This window comes from Armatimonas sp., assembly GCF_031410135.1.
GTDB lineage: Bacteria > Armatimonadota > Armatimonadia > Armatimonadales > Armatimonadaceae > Armatimonas.
This window is the reverse complement of record NZ_JANNYP010000162.1, coordinates 1-12,421: the sequence shown is the minus strand read 5'-3', so window position 1 is coordinate 12,421 and position 12,421 is coordinate 1. Positions and strand designations below refer to the sequence as shown.

The window sequence follows — 12,421 nt, the reverse complement described above, 5'->3', positions numbered from 1 at the left end:
GATCGTCGCCAGTAAGATGACTAGGGGCAGAGGGATCGCCCGAAGCACCACGAGTTTCTTGCTGATAAGCGGCATCCCAATGAGTATCCCCAGCGCAACCAGCCCCACCAGAAAGACCGAACCCTCGCGGCTCGCAATGCTCTGAGGAACCTCCCGGAGTAGCGCAAGCGGCTCTTTACCGAGAGGCTTGACTCCAAGGAGCACATGGACTTGTTTAGAGAGAATAATCACTCCAATGGCTGTCAGCATCCCCTGCACCACGGAGGTCGGCATGAGCCGCCCCAGGTTGCCCACTCGAAAGAGCGCAAGGACGATCTGCAGGCCCCCCGCGACCACACCAACCGCCAGCATACGCGGGTACCCTACGGACAGATCGCCCTGGCCTAGATCGGTAATTGCTGCGAGCACAATCACGATCATTCCAGCAGCAGGGCCTTTTATGATGAAGCGCGCACTGCCCAGAAACGGTGCAACTATTCCGCCGATGATGGCGGTGAGGATTCCGGAGATAGGAGGGGCTCCGCTTGCACTTGCGATTCCAAGGCATAGGGGCAGAGCAATGAGAAAGACCAGAAAGCCAGAGAGTATATCGGATTTGAGTGAGGGGGTCTTGAGGGTGTCTATAATGTAGAAACTCCTGGTGGGGGGAATCCGCCCACGGGTACATTGTACCCGTTTCCCAAGTTGCCTAGAACGAAGTCAAACCAGACAGTCATCTTGAGTTTGGAACACTTGGGCGGCGCTTTGGTACGCCTGAGCGAATCTCAGTAGCAAATTGCGGAAGACACGAGTAAGAAGAAGGTGATGGACTCTCACAAAACGACAACCGTGGCGCGGCGCTTCTACTTTTCCCCAGCAGATCTGCCCGCCTCTCTCGTGGTGTTTCTGGTTGCTGTGCCACTGGCACTCGGGATCGCCAATGCCTCTGGGGCTCCGATTGCCTCTGGGCTGATCGGTTGTATCGTCGGTGGAATTGTTGCAGGCTTGCTTTCAGGAGCACCACTTCAGGTTTCTGGCCCGGCAGCAGGACTGACTGTTTTGGTCTATGGGATGGTGCAGAAATTCGGCTGGACCACGATGTGCGCAATCTCTCTGGTGGCGGGGATTTTTCAGCTCTGTTTTGGAGCGCTCAAGATTGCCCGTGCCTCGCTGATGATCTCTCCCGCTGTGGTACACGGAATGCTTGCTGGGATTGGCATCACCATCTCCTTGGCACAACTTCACGTGATGTTGGGGGGAAAGCCTCAGTCCTCTGCGGTGCTAAACCTTAAGGAACTTCCTACCGAAGTGGTGCAGCTCTACACGCATCCCACGACTCCTGAGACCCATGCGGCTATCCTTGGGATTATCACGATCGCGATCTTGGTGGGCTGGGGCTATCTTCCTGCCAAAGTGCGGCTAATTCCCGCTGCGCTTGTCTCCGTGCTCACAGTGACAATTCTAGGGAATGTGTTCTTCCCCGAAGCACCTCGTGTCGCCATTAAAGACGGCCCGCTGTTTGTCTTTCAACTGCCTCAGCTTCCCGCCGATATTGGAGGCTTCTTTGTAGCCGCGCTGACGATCGCTGTTGTTGCCAGTGTGGAGTCTCTTCTCTGTGCGATGGCGACCGATAAGCTGCACACAGGGGCACGTGCGAACCTGGATAAAGAGCTAATCGCTCAGGGAGCGACCAATCTCGTCTCGGGCTTGCTTGGGGGCTTACCGGTGACGGGCGTGATCGTGCGGAGCGCTGCCAATGTCGCGGCAGGGGGGAAGACTCGCGTTTCCTCCATCCTGCACGGGGTCTGGGTGCTGCTCTTTGTCTTACTGGCCACCTCACAGCTCAATAAAATCCCACTCGCCGCGCTGGCAGGGCTACTGATCCATGTGGGTGTACGGCTTATCAACCTGCACCATATTAGAGAGTTGCATCTTCACCGTGAAGTGATCGTCTACACCGTCACTGCGCTGGGAGTTGCTTTTCTGAATCTCTTGGCCGGGGTTGGGCTGGGAATTGGTCTTGCGGTGATCTTGCTCCTGCGCCGTCTTGCAAACTTTAAGAGTGAGGTGGAGAGCCGAGATGAGGGAACCTGGCATGTAAGAATTGAGGGAGCGCTGAACTTTTTGACCGTGCCACAGCTCAGCGCCACACTAGCGAAGATCCCTGAGGGCGCAAGAGTGGAGATTGATTTGTTCGTCGAGTTTATGGATCATGCTGCATTTGAGGCGCTCCATAGCTGGCGCAAGACCTACGAAAAAACCGGCGGTATGGTAGACATTGACGAGAAACACGAGGCCTGGTACGGCGATGCTACGGGCGGAAGCCCGCGCGTGACGCGTGCCACAAATTAACGGAGTAACCATGCAAAAACTAATTGACGGTGTTCACTATTTTCAGAATGTTGGTTTTCGCCAGCAACAAGAGCTTTTTGAGCGGCTTGCAGGCGGACAGAATCCTGAAGCCTGCTTTATCACTTGCTCTGACTCGCGCATTGATCCGAACTTAATTACCAATGCCAAGCCCGGCCAGCTCTTTATCGTCCGAAATGCGGGCAATGTGATTCCGTGTTACGGGACTTCTAATAACGGAGAGCTTGCCGCTGTCGAGTTTGCCGTAGGCGTACTAGGTGTTAAAGATATTATCGTCTGTGGGCACACACACTGTGGGGCGATGAAAGGCGTGCTCAATCCCCAGAGCTTGGACTCACTGCCGACGCTCAAGCGGTGGCTCTCCCACTGCGACTCTACGGCGGAGATTATTAAAGATCACTACAGTCATCTCTCGGGGGAAGAACTCTACACTGCCACAGCGGAAGAGAACGTGCTCGTGCAGCTAGAGCACCTGCGGACGCTGCCGATCATTGCGAGTCGTGCCTCACGAGGGATAATCAACCTGCACGGCTGGATGTATAAGTTTGAGACAGGCGAGGTCTTTGTCTACGATAGTGCGATTGGGCAGTTTGCCAAGCTCGGTGAGGACAATGGCTTGGGGATAAAATAGCCTTGTGAATGTCAATCCGGAGGCACTCGACGAGTTCCTCAAGAGCACCTGCGTTATTGTGGTCTTTGCCTATCTCTTAACGCGCAAGCCTCTGCAAGCCATTGGACGGCTGGGGGTGCTCTTTGGGTTGGTAGGACTGGTGGAGCTCTGGGTGGCACGGGAGCGCTCGCCCTACGACACCTACACCCTGATCATCACCTTTGTGGCCCTGCGCTTTGGAGCACGCATCGGGGGAATCGCCGCTCTGATTGTCGGGCTGGGAGCACCGCTCTTTCTCCACGCCGAGGCGCTGACACGCACCTGGGTTGCGCTGGCGATCAGCCTCGGCGCGGGCGTTTTGGTGCGTCGGGCTCTCCCGACCGAGCGCACCAGCTTGTCGTGTTTCCTGGCGATTACCCTGGCTGAGGCAGGGGCAATCTTGGCACGAAGCCTCCTGCATAGCCAGAGCGAGATCGCATTTTCCGCCCAGCTTGCCGTGCTGAAAGTCGGTGCCAACGGGCTGGGGGCCTTGCTTCTCCAGATGGTGCTCAGCGATGCCGAAGCTCGCCAACGCTCGGAGGGGCTACGCCTTGAAGTGGAGCGGAGCCGCACCCGCCTCGTGGAGTCGCAGCTCGCGGCGCTCCAGGCGCGTGTGCATCCGCATTTTTTGTTCAATGCTCTGACCTCCATTGCAGCGCTCTGCCGGATCGCGCCGCTGAAAGCCGAGAGAGCCGTGGTGCAGCTGGGGCAGCTCATGCGACGTGCCCTGGAGAGCGCCCCCCGGAGCTTGACACCTCTGCGCGATGAGCTGGATGCGGTCACGGGCTACCTGGAGCTCGAAGCCCTGCGCCTCGGTAAGCGGCTCTGCGTCGAGCAAGACATCGCGCCGGAGTGTTTGGAGGCACTGGTGCCCCCATTTGCGCTCCAGACCTTGGTCGAGAACGCGATCCTGCACGGAATTGGGCCACGGCTAGAGCCCGCCGTACTCCGCATCCAGATTGCCAGGCGCAGGCGCGGCACGCTGATCTGTGTGGCTGATAGTGGTATGGGGATGGAGCCAGAGCGCCTCGCGCACGCCCGCAGTGCTTGGAGCGCCGAGAGTGGGGGACGGCCCCACGGACTTCAGATCGCCAACGAGCAGCTTGTCTTGCTCCTGGGGCGCTCGGCCCGGCTACGGCTGTTTTCTAAAGCAAACCAGGGCACACTGGCTGTGTTTATGGTGCCGCGATGAAGTTTATGGTGCCGCGATGAAAGTCCTGATCGTGGACGACGAGCCGCTGGCCCGTGCGTACTTGCGCCAACTCTTAGAGGAGCAGGACGTGCAGGTGCTGGGCGAGGCGGAGAGCGCAACCGAGGCGCTACAGCTCAACGAGGATCTCCAGCCCGAGCTTCTCTTTCTGGACATCCAGATGCCGGGGCTCACCGGGCTCCAGCTCGCGGCGGCACTGCGCCAGAGCTGCCCCAGTGTCTTGATTGTCTTTGTGACGGGCTACTCGGAGCATGCTCTTGCGGCCTTTGAGCACGCCGCGCTGGACTACTTGGTCAAGCCCGTGGCAAGTGCCCGCCTCGCCCAGACCCTGGCCCGTGCGAGAGAGCGCCTCGCAAGTAGTGCTCCCGAGGCTGAGATCGAGCTGCCGATCACCCCCCTCAAGCGCCTGCCCATCCGCCAGGACTACTCGGTGCTCCTGCCGCGTGTGGAAGAAGTCCGTAGCGCTGTGGCGCAAGACAAGCGCGTCGTGGTGCACCTCGCCGACGGGGAGTACAAGACCTACTACACGCTCAGCCAACTGGAGCGCCTCTTGCCCTCTGAGCTGTTTTTGCGCGTCCACGACTCGTGTATTTTGAATTTGGAGGCCGTCGAGGAGCTGCTCTACCTCGGGAGCCATGCGTACGGCGTGCGGCTCCGAGGCGGCCAGCAGCTCCCCGTCAGCCGCACACGCTTTGCTGTCTTACAAGAAAAACTGGGAGTTACCTCGCGATGAATCAGGCACAGAAAACACAAACCAACACACTCACGGCGGCACTCGCGCACGCGGCGCACTTACTCCCGATGCAGGGGCCGATTGGGGTCTTTATTCACCATAACACGCTCCACGCCTTCCAGCACCTGCCGTTTGAGACCGCCGTTCTTGAGGCATCGAAAGTCTTTGGGACAGCGGCGTACATGAGCGAGGCGCAGTTTCGTAAAGAACTCCAGCGAGGGCGCATTCAAGAAGAAGATATTGATGCCGTGCTTGCCATGGAACCGGATGCCGAGGTCTGGCCGGGGAAGCTCACCCGAAGCACACTACGCAGGCGCCTGATGCTCACTCCCAAACGACAGCTCACCGTGCAAAACTTGGACTGGGCGATTGAAGAAGAGGGACTCCTCGCAGAAGACTCCGCCCGCTCCCTCTTTGAGGCTTGTGAGTCGCGGCTGGTTACGGAAGCGGCGGCGCAGCCGCAGGCTCCCACGCGCCCTCGCGATGGTGTTCTCACTTGGACGGGCACGGACATTGACGAAGTGATCCATCCCTGGCTGATTCGCTTCTGCTCCGTGTTTGTGGACCAGGGGCTCTCGGACTGGGTGCTCCCCCGCCGCGACGAAGGTTTCTATGCCGCCGTGCATGCGCTGCTCAGTGCGCCGGGACTTCTGGAGCCGGAGCTTTTGGTGGGAGTCCAGCGGGCTTTTCGGGCACACCAGGGCACACCAGAGGAGCTTGTGAAGGAGCTTCTGGAGCACTTTGAGGTGCCTGAGGCGCAGTGGGAGGCGTTTCTGACGGCGGAGCTGCTGGCGCTTCCCGGCTGGGCGGGTCTGATCTATCGCCTAGAAGAGCAACCCGAGCTTGCGCCCTACACGCCGGTGCGCGCCTCGCTCATGGAGTACCTGGCCGTGCGCTTGACCCTGGTGAAAGTCGCGGCGAAGAATGCCTGGCGGGGGCAACCGGGGGCGGTTCATACCCACTGGCAGCGCAGCTCCCCAGAGCGGCTCCCCCAAAAACAGACCCTGCGCCTGCGTGCCGCGCAGCTCTTTGATACCGCCACGCGCCTTGGGCTAAGTACCTCAGCACTTGCGGGGGATGCGTTTGAGCCCTGGCGTGCGGAGGTCGAGGCGTTCTCGGAGGACGAGTGCTGCCGGTTGTTCCACTTGGCCTACGAGCGCCGCCACGAGCAAGAGATCCTCAAGCCCCTGCGCCAGCACCGCCGGACACTTGATCTGAGTGCGCCTCGCCCGCGCCCCGTGGCCCAGGTCGTGTTCTGCATTGACGAGCGTGAGGAGTCCATGCGCCGCGCTTTAGAAGAGCTTGACCCGGAGATTGAGACACTGGGTGCCGCAGGGTTCTTTGGGGTCGCGGTGCACTTTCAGGGATTGGACGATGCCCATGGCGTGCCGCTCTGCCCCGTGGTGGTGCAGCCACAGCACGCCGTCTTTGAGGTGCCGCACCAGGGGGAGCAAGAGACCCATCTGCTCCGCCAGAGCCGTCGCCGCCAGTGGGCCGCGCTGGCTCACGCGGCATCGCGGGGCTCACGAACGCTGGTGCGGGGGGTGGTGGGAAGTGTCGGGTGGGGCGTCTTTGCACTCATTCCTCTCCTCACCCGCGTGCTGGCACCACGGACGGCGGGAAAGGTGCGGCGGCAGCTGGAAAACGCACTCCTTCCCACGCCCCGCACCGAGCTTGCGCTACTGCGCGAGAGTGAGGAGCTGATTCATGGCGTGCTCCCAGGCTTCTCGGTGGACGAAAGAGCAGCACGGGTGGGCGGGATGCTACGCGCGGGGGGGCTAACACGCAACCACTCCCGGCTGATCGTGCTCCTGGGCCACGGCTCCACCAGCCTGAACAATCCTCACGAGTCCGCCCACGACTGTGGCGCCTGTGGGGGGCGGCGCGGCGGCCCCAATGCCCGGCTCTTTGCCGCGATGGCCAACCATCCGCAGGTGCGGGAGAAGCTGGCGAGTGAGGGGCTTGCGATTCCTGAGGACACCTGGTTTGTCGGGGGCTACCACGACACGTGCAGCGATGAAGTTCTCCTCTTTGACACCGATAAAATCTCCGCAACCCACCAGGCGGAGTTTGAGCGGGTTCGGGCGAGCCTAGAGGCGGCGCGGGCGGGCAATGCGCTGGAGCGCTCCCGTCGCTTTGAGGCCGCCGATGGTGATGTCACGCCCGAGGCGGCGCTCCGGCATGTCCAGGCCCGCTCGGAGCACCTAGCCGAGCCGCGCCCAGAGTACGGCCATGCGACCAATGCGGTCTGCGTGGTAGGGCGCCGCGCTGTCACACGGGGCCTCTTTTTGGATCGCCGCGCGTTTCTGGTCAGCTACGACTCGACGCAAGACCCCGAGAACAATAGCCTCGCGGCACTGCTGGGAGCCGCGGGGCCGGTCTGCGCGGGGATCAACCTGGAGTACTATTTCTCTTTTGTGGACAACGAGCGCTACGGCTCCGGAACCAAACTCCCGCACAACGTGACGGGGCTTGTGGGCGTGATGAACGGCCACGCCAGTGATCTGCAAACGGGCCTGCCCTGGCAGATGGTCGAGGTGCACGAGCCGGTGCGGCTGCTACTGATCGCGGAGACAACCCCGGAGCGCCTGATGGAGGCCGTGCGCCGTAGTGCGCTGGTCACGGAGCTGGTCGAGAACCGCTGGATTCGTCTTGCGACCCTGGACCCTGAGAGCGGACAGGTCGCCCTCTACCAAAAGGGGCAGTTTGTGGTTCTAGATGAGCGCGAGGTGCCGCTGCCCGAAGTCAGCTCTTCGGTCGAGTGGTTTGGGGGCAAGCTCCATCACCTGCCAATGGCAAGAATTACAGGAATTAAATGACACTTCTGATTGCACTTCTGTGTGGGATCGTGGCCGTGCCAGGGGTGAGTTTTCTCTTGCTAGGTCTTGCTTGGCTGCTGGGCTGGGAGCCGCCGGAGAAAACGGTCACGCGACTAACGGCGCTCTGCTACGGGATCGTGACAACGCTTGCGCTGGCGCTCGCCCTCGGGATGGCCGTCACGGGGCAGCACCGGGTTGTCGCGGAGCTGGGGAGCTGGTTTGTGGTGCACGACTACCGCTTCCCTCTACGGCTTCTGGCCGACTCGGTCTCGCTGCCGTTTCAGCTCTTAGGCGCGATTCTGGTGGGGGTGGTCGGGCGCTTCTCGGGCAGCTACATCCACCGCGACCCCGGCTTCTTTCGGTTTTTCCTGCTACTACATCTCTTTGGATTTGGGATTCTGCTGCTCTTCTCGGCGGCTACGTTCGATGTGGTGATCGGTGGCTGGGAGCTGGTGGGATTGACGAGTGTGATGCTGATTGCCTTCTTCCAGCACCGCGACGAGCCCGTGAAGAACGCGCTCCGTGCCTTTGCCACCTACCGGACGTGTGATATCGGCCTCCTCGTCGGGGTGGTCTTGCTGCATGGGCAGACGGGCTCGGCGGGATTTGAGGCACTCTCCCAGGTTCATGCCGGAGAGGCGACCTTGCTGGGGCTGCTCTTTCTTATGGCGGCGATGGGCAAGGGAGCCCAAGTGCCGTTCTCGGGCTGGCTCCCTCGGGCAATGGAGGGGCCGACTCCCTCCACGGCGATTTTCTACGGGGCGCTCTCGGTGCATGCGGGGGCCTACTTGCTCCTGCGTGCCCAGCCGCTGCTCCAGGAGTCTCGCGTGGCAGCAGGGATCGTGGTGGCTGTGGGGCTGGCGACGGCGCTGCATGGCACGCTGGCAGGACGCGCCGCCGCCGATACCAAGACCGGACTCGCTCATGCGTCCCTGACGCAGCTCGGGCTGGTCTTTGCGGAGCTGGGCATGGGCTGGACGACACTGGCGCTCTGGCATATCGTCGGCCACGCCGCCGTGCGAACTCTTGAGTTTCTGCGCGCTCCCTCCATGCTCCACGACTACCACCACGTTCATGCGGCGGCGGGGGGCACACTGAGCAAGTCCGGGGAGCACTACGAAAAACTACTCCCCGAGTCTGTGCGGCACTGGTTCTACCGACTGGCGCTGGATCGAGGACACCTCGATACCATTGTCGAGCGCTTCTTAATCGGGCCGGTGCTGCGCCTCGCGACGGGGCTACAGCGCTCGGGCGGAAAGAAAACGGAAAACCCCCATGAATGACCCGCTCCGCTTTCCCTGGCTGAGTGCCAGCCTCGCGGTTCTTGTGATCGCAGCACTACTGACCTGGCGCACGACAGAGACGCGAACGGCACGCCGGGTGGCCGTCGTCGGGCTGCTTGCCGCGCTCCTGCCCCTCTTGCTGGCCTACACGGATGTGCTCCGTGTCGGAGAGTACCACCCGGAGCCCTGGAACAGTGGCTTTCGGCTCGATGCCCTGAGTGCACCGCCTCTCTCACTTCTGGTAGCACTGGCTCTCGGGGTCTGTCTTGCCGCGCCGCGCCGCATGGTCTCACCCCGCTGGCTCACTGGCATTCTGCTGATCACCGCCACTACTCAGATGGCCTACGCCACCGAGAGTCCCGTCATCCTCGCACTGGGCTGGGGGGGCTCTCTGGTTCCTTTTCTGGTGCCGGGCTTCTTTGCTGAGGCGCTACCGCGCTTTAGCAAAGCCACGCTTCTGGCAAGCACGGTCTGCCTGGTGGTGGGCATGGTTCTCACCAAGATCGCGCCGACCCTGGCTTTTGTGTCTTTTCTCGCTGCTATCTTTCTGCGCAAGGGGCTCTGGCCCGTGCACGGCTCAATTGTCGCTGCCTACGAGAAAGGCCCGCTCCTGCCATTTGCACTTCTGGTGAACGGACACCTGGGGGGATTTCTGGTGACGCACCAGGTCATTCCCGCGCTACCCGAGCCCGCGCGTCAGCTCCTGCCTGTGCTGGGGCTCATTGCGCTGATTACCTCGGCCTACACTGCTCTGCTGGCTCTCGTGGAGCGCAAGCCCCGGCGCTTGCTTGCTTTTCTTGCGATCAGCCAGGCATCGTTTATTCTCACGGGGCTGACGAGTCATAGCACGGAAGGCATTGCCGGGGCGCTAATCCACTGGCAGGTCGTGGCGGTCTCGACGACGGTTCTGGCGATTATTATCGCGGGCCTGGAGGCACGAGTAGGGGAAGGCTTGGATCTAAGGCGCTTCTACGGCCTCGGGGTGGCGGCTCCCCGCCTCGCGGTCTTTTTTGTCGTCTCCGGGCTGGCGCTGGTGGGGCTGCCGCTGACACTGGGCTTCTGTGCGGAGGACTTACTTCTCCATGGAACCCTCGAAACCCACGAGCTTATCGGGATTTTCTTGCCCATCGTGACGGCGCTCAATGCCGTGAGCCTGCTGCGCTTCTTTGCCTCGCTCTTTCTAGGGCGGCCTGGGATCGAGGCGCAGGGCTTGGCGGATGTACTGCCGCGCGAGCGTGTGGTGCTGACCGCAGCGCTTCTCTTTCTCGTGGTGGGCGGAATCTTTCCCAGCACCTTTGTCCGACTCCCCGCACGCGCCGCCGAGCACCTCACTCAGTTCATCACACCTGCACGCGCTCCAGAGCTGCGTTAAGCTGTGCAAAAAAATCCTCGCGGGTGAGCTGCTTGCCGAGGGCTAGCTCACGGGCTAGTACCTTGGGGGCGAGGGCTTCTTCTAGCAGGGCATGGATTCGTGCACGGTCGCGCTGGGCGGAGCCAAAGAGATGGATCTGGTGTGTCTCGACCAAGTGATCGGCATAGCCCAGAAGCTGCGCGGCTTGCTCGGGGAGCTTGAGGGAAACTAGCAGACGCGCCGTCTCGTCACCCAGCCGGCGCTCCATGTCGTAGGCGTGGCTCTGGGCGAAAAGAGCCGCTGCCTCCTGCAGCATCTGCGCTGCCTCACGGATATTGCCCGCGTCTATCTGCGACATCGCCACCAGAGTCAGGCCATCGCCAATAAGAAGCGGCTCCTCAGACTGGCGGCTCAGAGCAAGGCCCTGTCGGTGGCAGCGCTCCGCCTCGATGGCATCACCGCAGTCTGTGGCAATCGCCCCCAGACCATGCCAGCAATTGACCACCCAGCGCACCTCACCGATGCTCTCACAGAGCGCAATGCCCGCCGTAAAGTGCTCCCGAGCTGCATCAAGCTCATCAAGGGCGTAGTTCACCACCCCGAGATTGCTGTGCAGGAGTATCTCGATGAGAGCTGGGCGTGGGGTGGGCAAGTTCTGAAGCGCCGCGCCGAGAGACTCTCGTGCCGCAATATAGTTCCCCTCCGCGATGGCCAGCGTCCCCAGGTTGCGCTGCGCCTCCGTCTGTGCGGGCAGATCACCCAGGGCTTCGGCAACCGCGAGGCGGCGCTCAAAGCAGCGCTTGGAGGCAGGCAGCTCGCCCTTGTAAAAATAGAGCGCTGCCAGCCCCGCCAGGGTCAGCCCGAGCTCCGGGCTAGGAGGATCGCCCGGAAAGAGCGCCAGAACCCGCTCTATGATGGCGATTCCCGCATCCCCAAACCCCGCTTGCTGCCAGCGTCGCACGAACTTCGCGGTGAGCTGAAGCGCCGTCTGGGGGCTCTCTGCCTCCAAAAACTCCAGTGCCGCCTCGCCGTTCTCGCGCTCCGCCAGGGTCTCGGGGACGCTCTGCTCCTCAATGCCCAAGAGCCACTGTGCATGGCGCAGGCGCAGCGCCGTTTGGCTCTCGCCCAAGCACTCCCCGGCGAACTCGCGGACGCTCTCCAGCATCGAGAAGCGCGGTGTATCGCCTGAAAAATCTGCGGTGAGGAGCGAGTGCTCCCGTAGGCGGCTCAGGGCGTAGCTTGTCGCAGGTGCAAGGCAGACACGCTCTGCTGCGTCCGCCGTAAAGCCCCCCCGAAAGACCGAGAGCTCCGCAAAGAGCTGGGCGAGCTCTGCGGGAAGGAGCTCCAGGCTCCCGCGCAGAGCGGCCCGAACCGAGAGATGCCGCGCCTCGCGGTCTATGCGCCGCCCCTCTAGCGCTAGTGCCGCGGTGAAGCGCTCCTGCATCTGCTTGGGGGTAAGCTGGCCCGCCCAGCTTGCGGCTAGTTCCAGCGCCAGGGGCACGCCTTCGAGCTGGCGACAGAGCATGGCAAGTGTTGCCGCGTTGCGCTGCGTGAGCCCAAACTCGGGGAGGGCGGCGCGGGCACGGTCGCAGAAGAGGGCGAGAGCGGCGTTGGTGGCGAGGCGCTCCAGAGGCTCGGTGGGCGTCGGGAGAGGCAGTGCCGCAATCGGAAAGACATGCTCCCCCGGAAGCCCCAGGCGTATGCGCGAGGTGAGTAAGAAGCGCGTGCTCGGAAGCTGGGCCAGCAGGCCGGGCAGAGCGAGCGCGGCATCGTCTATGAGCTGCTCCAGGTTGTCGAGAATCACCAGCGACGGCTCCGACCCCAGCCGCGCCCGAACGGCCTCTAAAGCTTCGCCGCTTCCGCCATTTCGAGGAAGCTCCAGCGCATCACGCAGGCCCTCAAGAATGCGCTGGGCGTCTTGGGTCTCCGCCAGCGCCACAAACCACACCCCGCCCGAGAAGCGCTGCTGAAGGTGTCGCCCGGTCTCAATCGAGAGGCGCGTCTTTCCCGTCCCGCCCGGCCCGGCC

9 protein-coding genes are annotated in these 12,421 nt (G+C 62.2%); 7 read left to right on the top strand and 2 right to left on the bottom strand.

Features of this window, described 5'->3' with window-relative positions; genetic code table 11:
• A partial coding sequence (locus tag RMO15_RS05835; RefSeq protein WP_309709111.1) for a SulP family inorganic anion transporter occupies window positions 1-588 on the bottom strand: 588 nt, incomplete at its 3' end.
• Between the two features lie 216 nt (window positions 589-804).
• Between RMO15_RS05835 and RMO15_RS05830 the strand changes: the two genes are divergently transcribed.
• The 7 genes from RMO15_RS05830 to RMO15_RS05800 are packed head-to-tail and all read left to right on the top strand — an operon-like array spanning window position 805 to window position 10,415.
• Entirely contained in the window at window positions 805-2,331 is a 1,527-nt protein-coding gene (locus RMO15_RS05830) for a SulP family inorganic anion transporter (RefSeq protein WP_309709105.1), read from the top strand.
• A 10-nt stretch (window positions 2,332-2,341) separates the two neighbouring features.
• Window positions 2,342-2,980: a carbonic anhydrase gene (locus RMO15_RS05825; protein ID WP_309709102.1), complete on the top strand. Its 639-nt coding sequence runs from the start codon at window positions 2,342-2,344 to the stop codon at window positions 2,978-2,980.
• 4 nt (window positions 2,981-2,984) lie between these two features.
• A complete protein-coding gene (locus tag RMO15_RS05820; protein ID WP_309709098.1) occupies window positions 2,985-4,190 on the top strand; it encodes a histidine kinase in 1,206 nt (401 codons plus the stop codon).
• 16 nt (window positions 4,191-4,206) lie between these two features.
• On the top strand, window positions 4,207-4,941 hold the full coding sequence (locus RMO15_RS05815) for a LytTR family DNA-binding domain-containing protein (protein ID WP_309709096.1): 735 nt from the start codon (window positions 4,207-4,209) through the stop codon (window positions 4,939-4,941).
• Window positions 4,938-7,760 carry a DUF2309 domain-containing protein gene (locus RMO15_RS05810; RefSeq protein ID WP_309709094.1) on the top strand — a complete coding sequence of 941 codons (2,823 nt, stop codon included), beginning with the start codon at window positions 4,938-4,940 and terminating at the stop codon, window positions 7,758-7,760. Before RMO15_RS05815 ends, RMO15_RS05810 begins: the two co-directional genes overlap by 4 nt.
• Window positions 7,757-9,043 (top strand): proton-conducting transporter membrane subunit, encoded by a 1,287-nt coding sequence (locus RMO15_RS05805; protein ID WP_309709092.1) that lies wholly within the window; start codon window positions 7,757-7,759, stop codon window positions 9,041-9,043. Before RMO15_RS05810 ends, RMO15_RS05805 begins: the two co-directional genes overlap by 4 nt.
• Window positions 9,036-10,415, top strand: a complete 1,380-nt coding sequence (locus tag RMO15_RS05800; RefSeq protein WP_309709090.1) for a proton-conducting transporter membrane subunit — start codon at window positions 9,036-9,038, stop codon at window positions 10,413-10,415. The genes RMO15_RS05805 and RMO15_RS05800 overlap by 8 nt, the downstream gene beginning before the upstream one ends.
• Here the strand turns inward: RMO15_RS05800 and RMO15_RS05795 are convergent.
• Window positions 10,384-12,421 (bottom strand): hypothetical protein (locus tag RMO15_RS05795; protein WP_309709088.1); only part of this gene is annotated, 2,038 nt, incomplete at its 5' end. The two genes, RMO15_RS05800 and RMO15_RS05795, sit on opposite strands and share 32 nt — an antisense overlap.

Excerpts from the sequence above, each read along its gene's own strand:
- RMO15_RS05825 (WP_309709102.1), top strand. The coding sequence starts at position 2,342 with ATGCAAAAACTAATTGACGGTGTTCACTATTTTCAGAATGTTGGTTTT.
- RMO15_RS05800 (WP_309709090.1), top strand. The coding sequence starts at position 9,036 with ATGAATGACCCGCTCCGCTTTCCCTGGCTGAGTGCCAGCCTCGCGGTT.
- RMO15_RS05805 (WP_309709092.1), top strand. The coding sequence starts at position 7,757 with ATGACACTTCTGATTGCACTTCTGTGTGGGATCGTGGCCGTGCCAGGG.
- RMO15_RS05810 (WP_309709094.1), top strand. The coding sequence starts at position 4,938 with ATGAATCAGGCACAGAAAACACAAACCAACACACTCACGGCGGCACTC.
- RMO15_RS05830 (WP_309709105.1), top strand. The coding sequence starts at position 805 with ATGGACTCTCACAAAACGACAACCGTGGCGCGGCGCTTCTACTTTTCC.
- RMO15_RS05815 (WP_309709096.1), top strand. The coding sequence starts at position 4,207 with ATGAAAGTCCTGATCGTGGACGACGAGCCGCTGGCCCGTGCGTACTTG.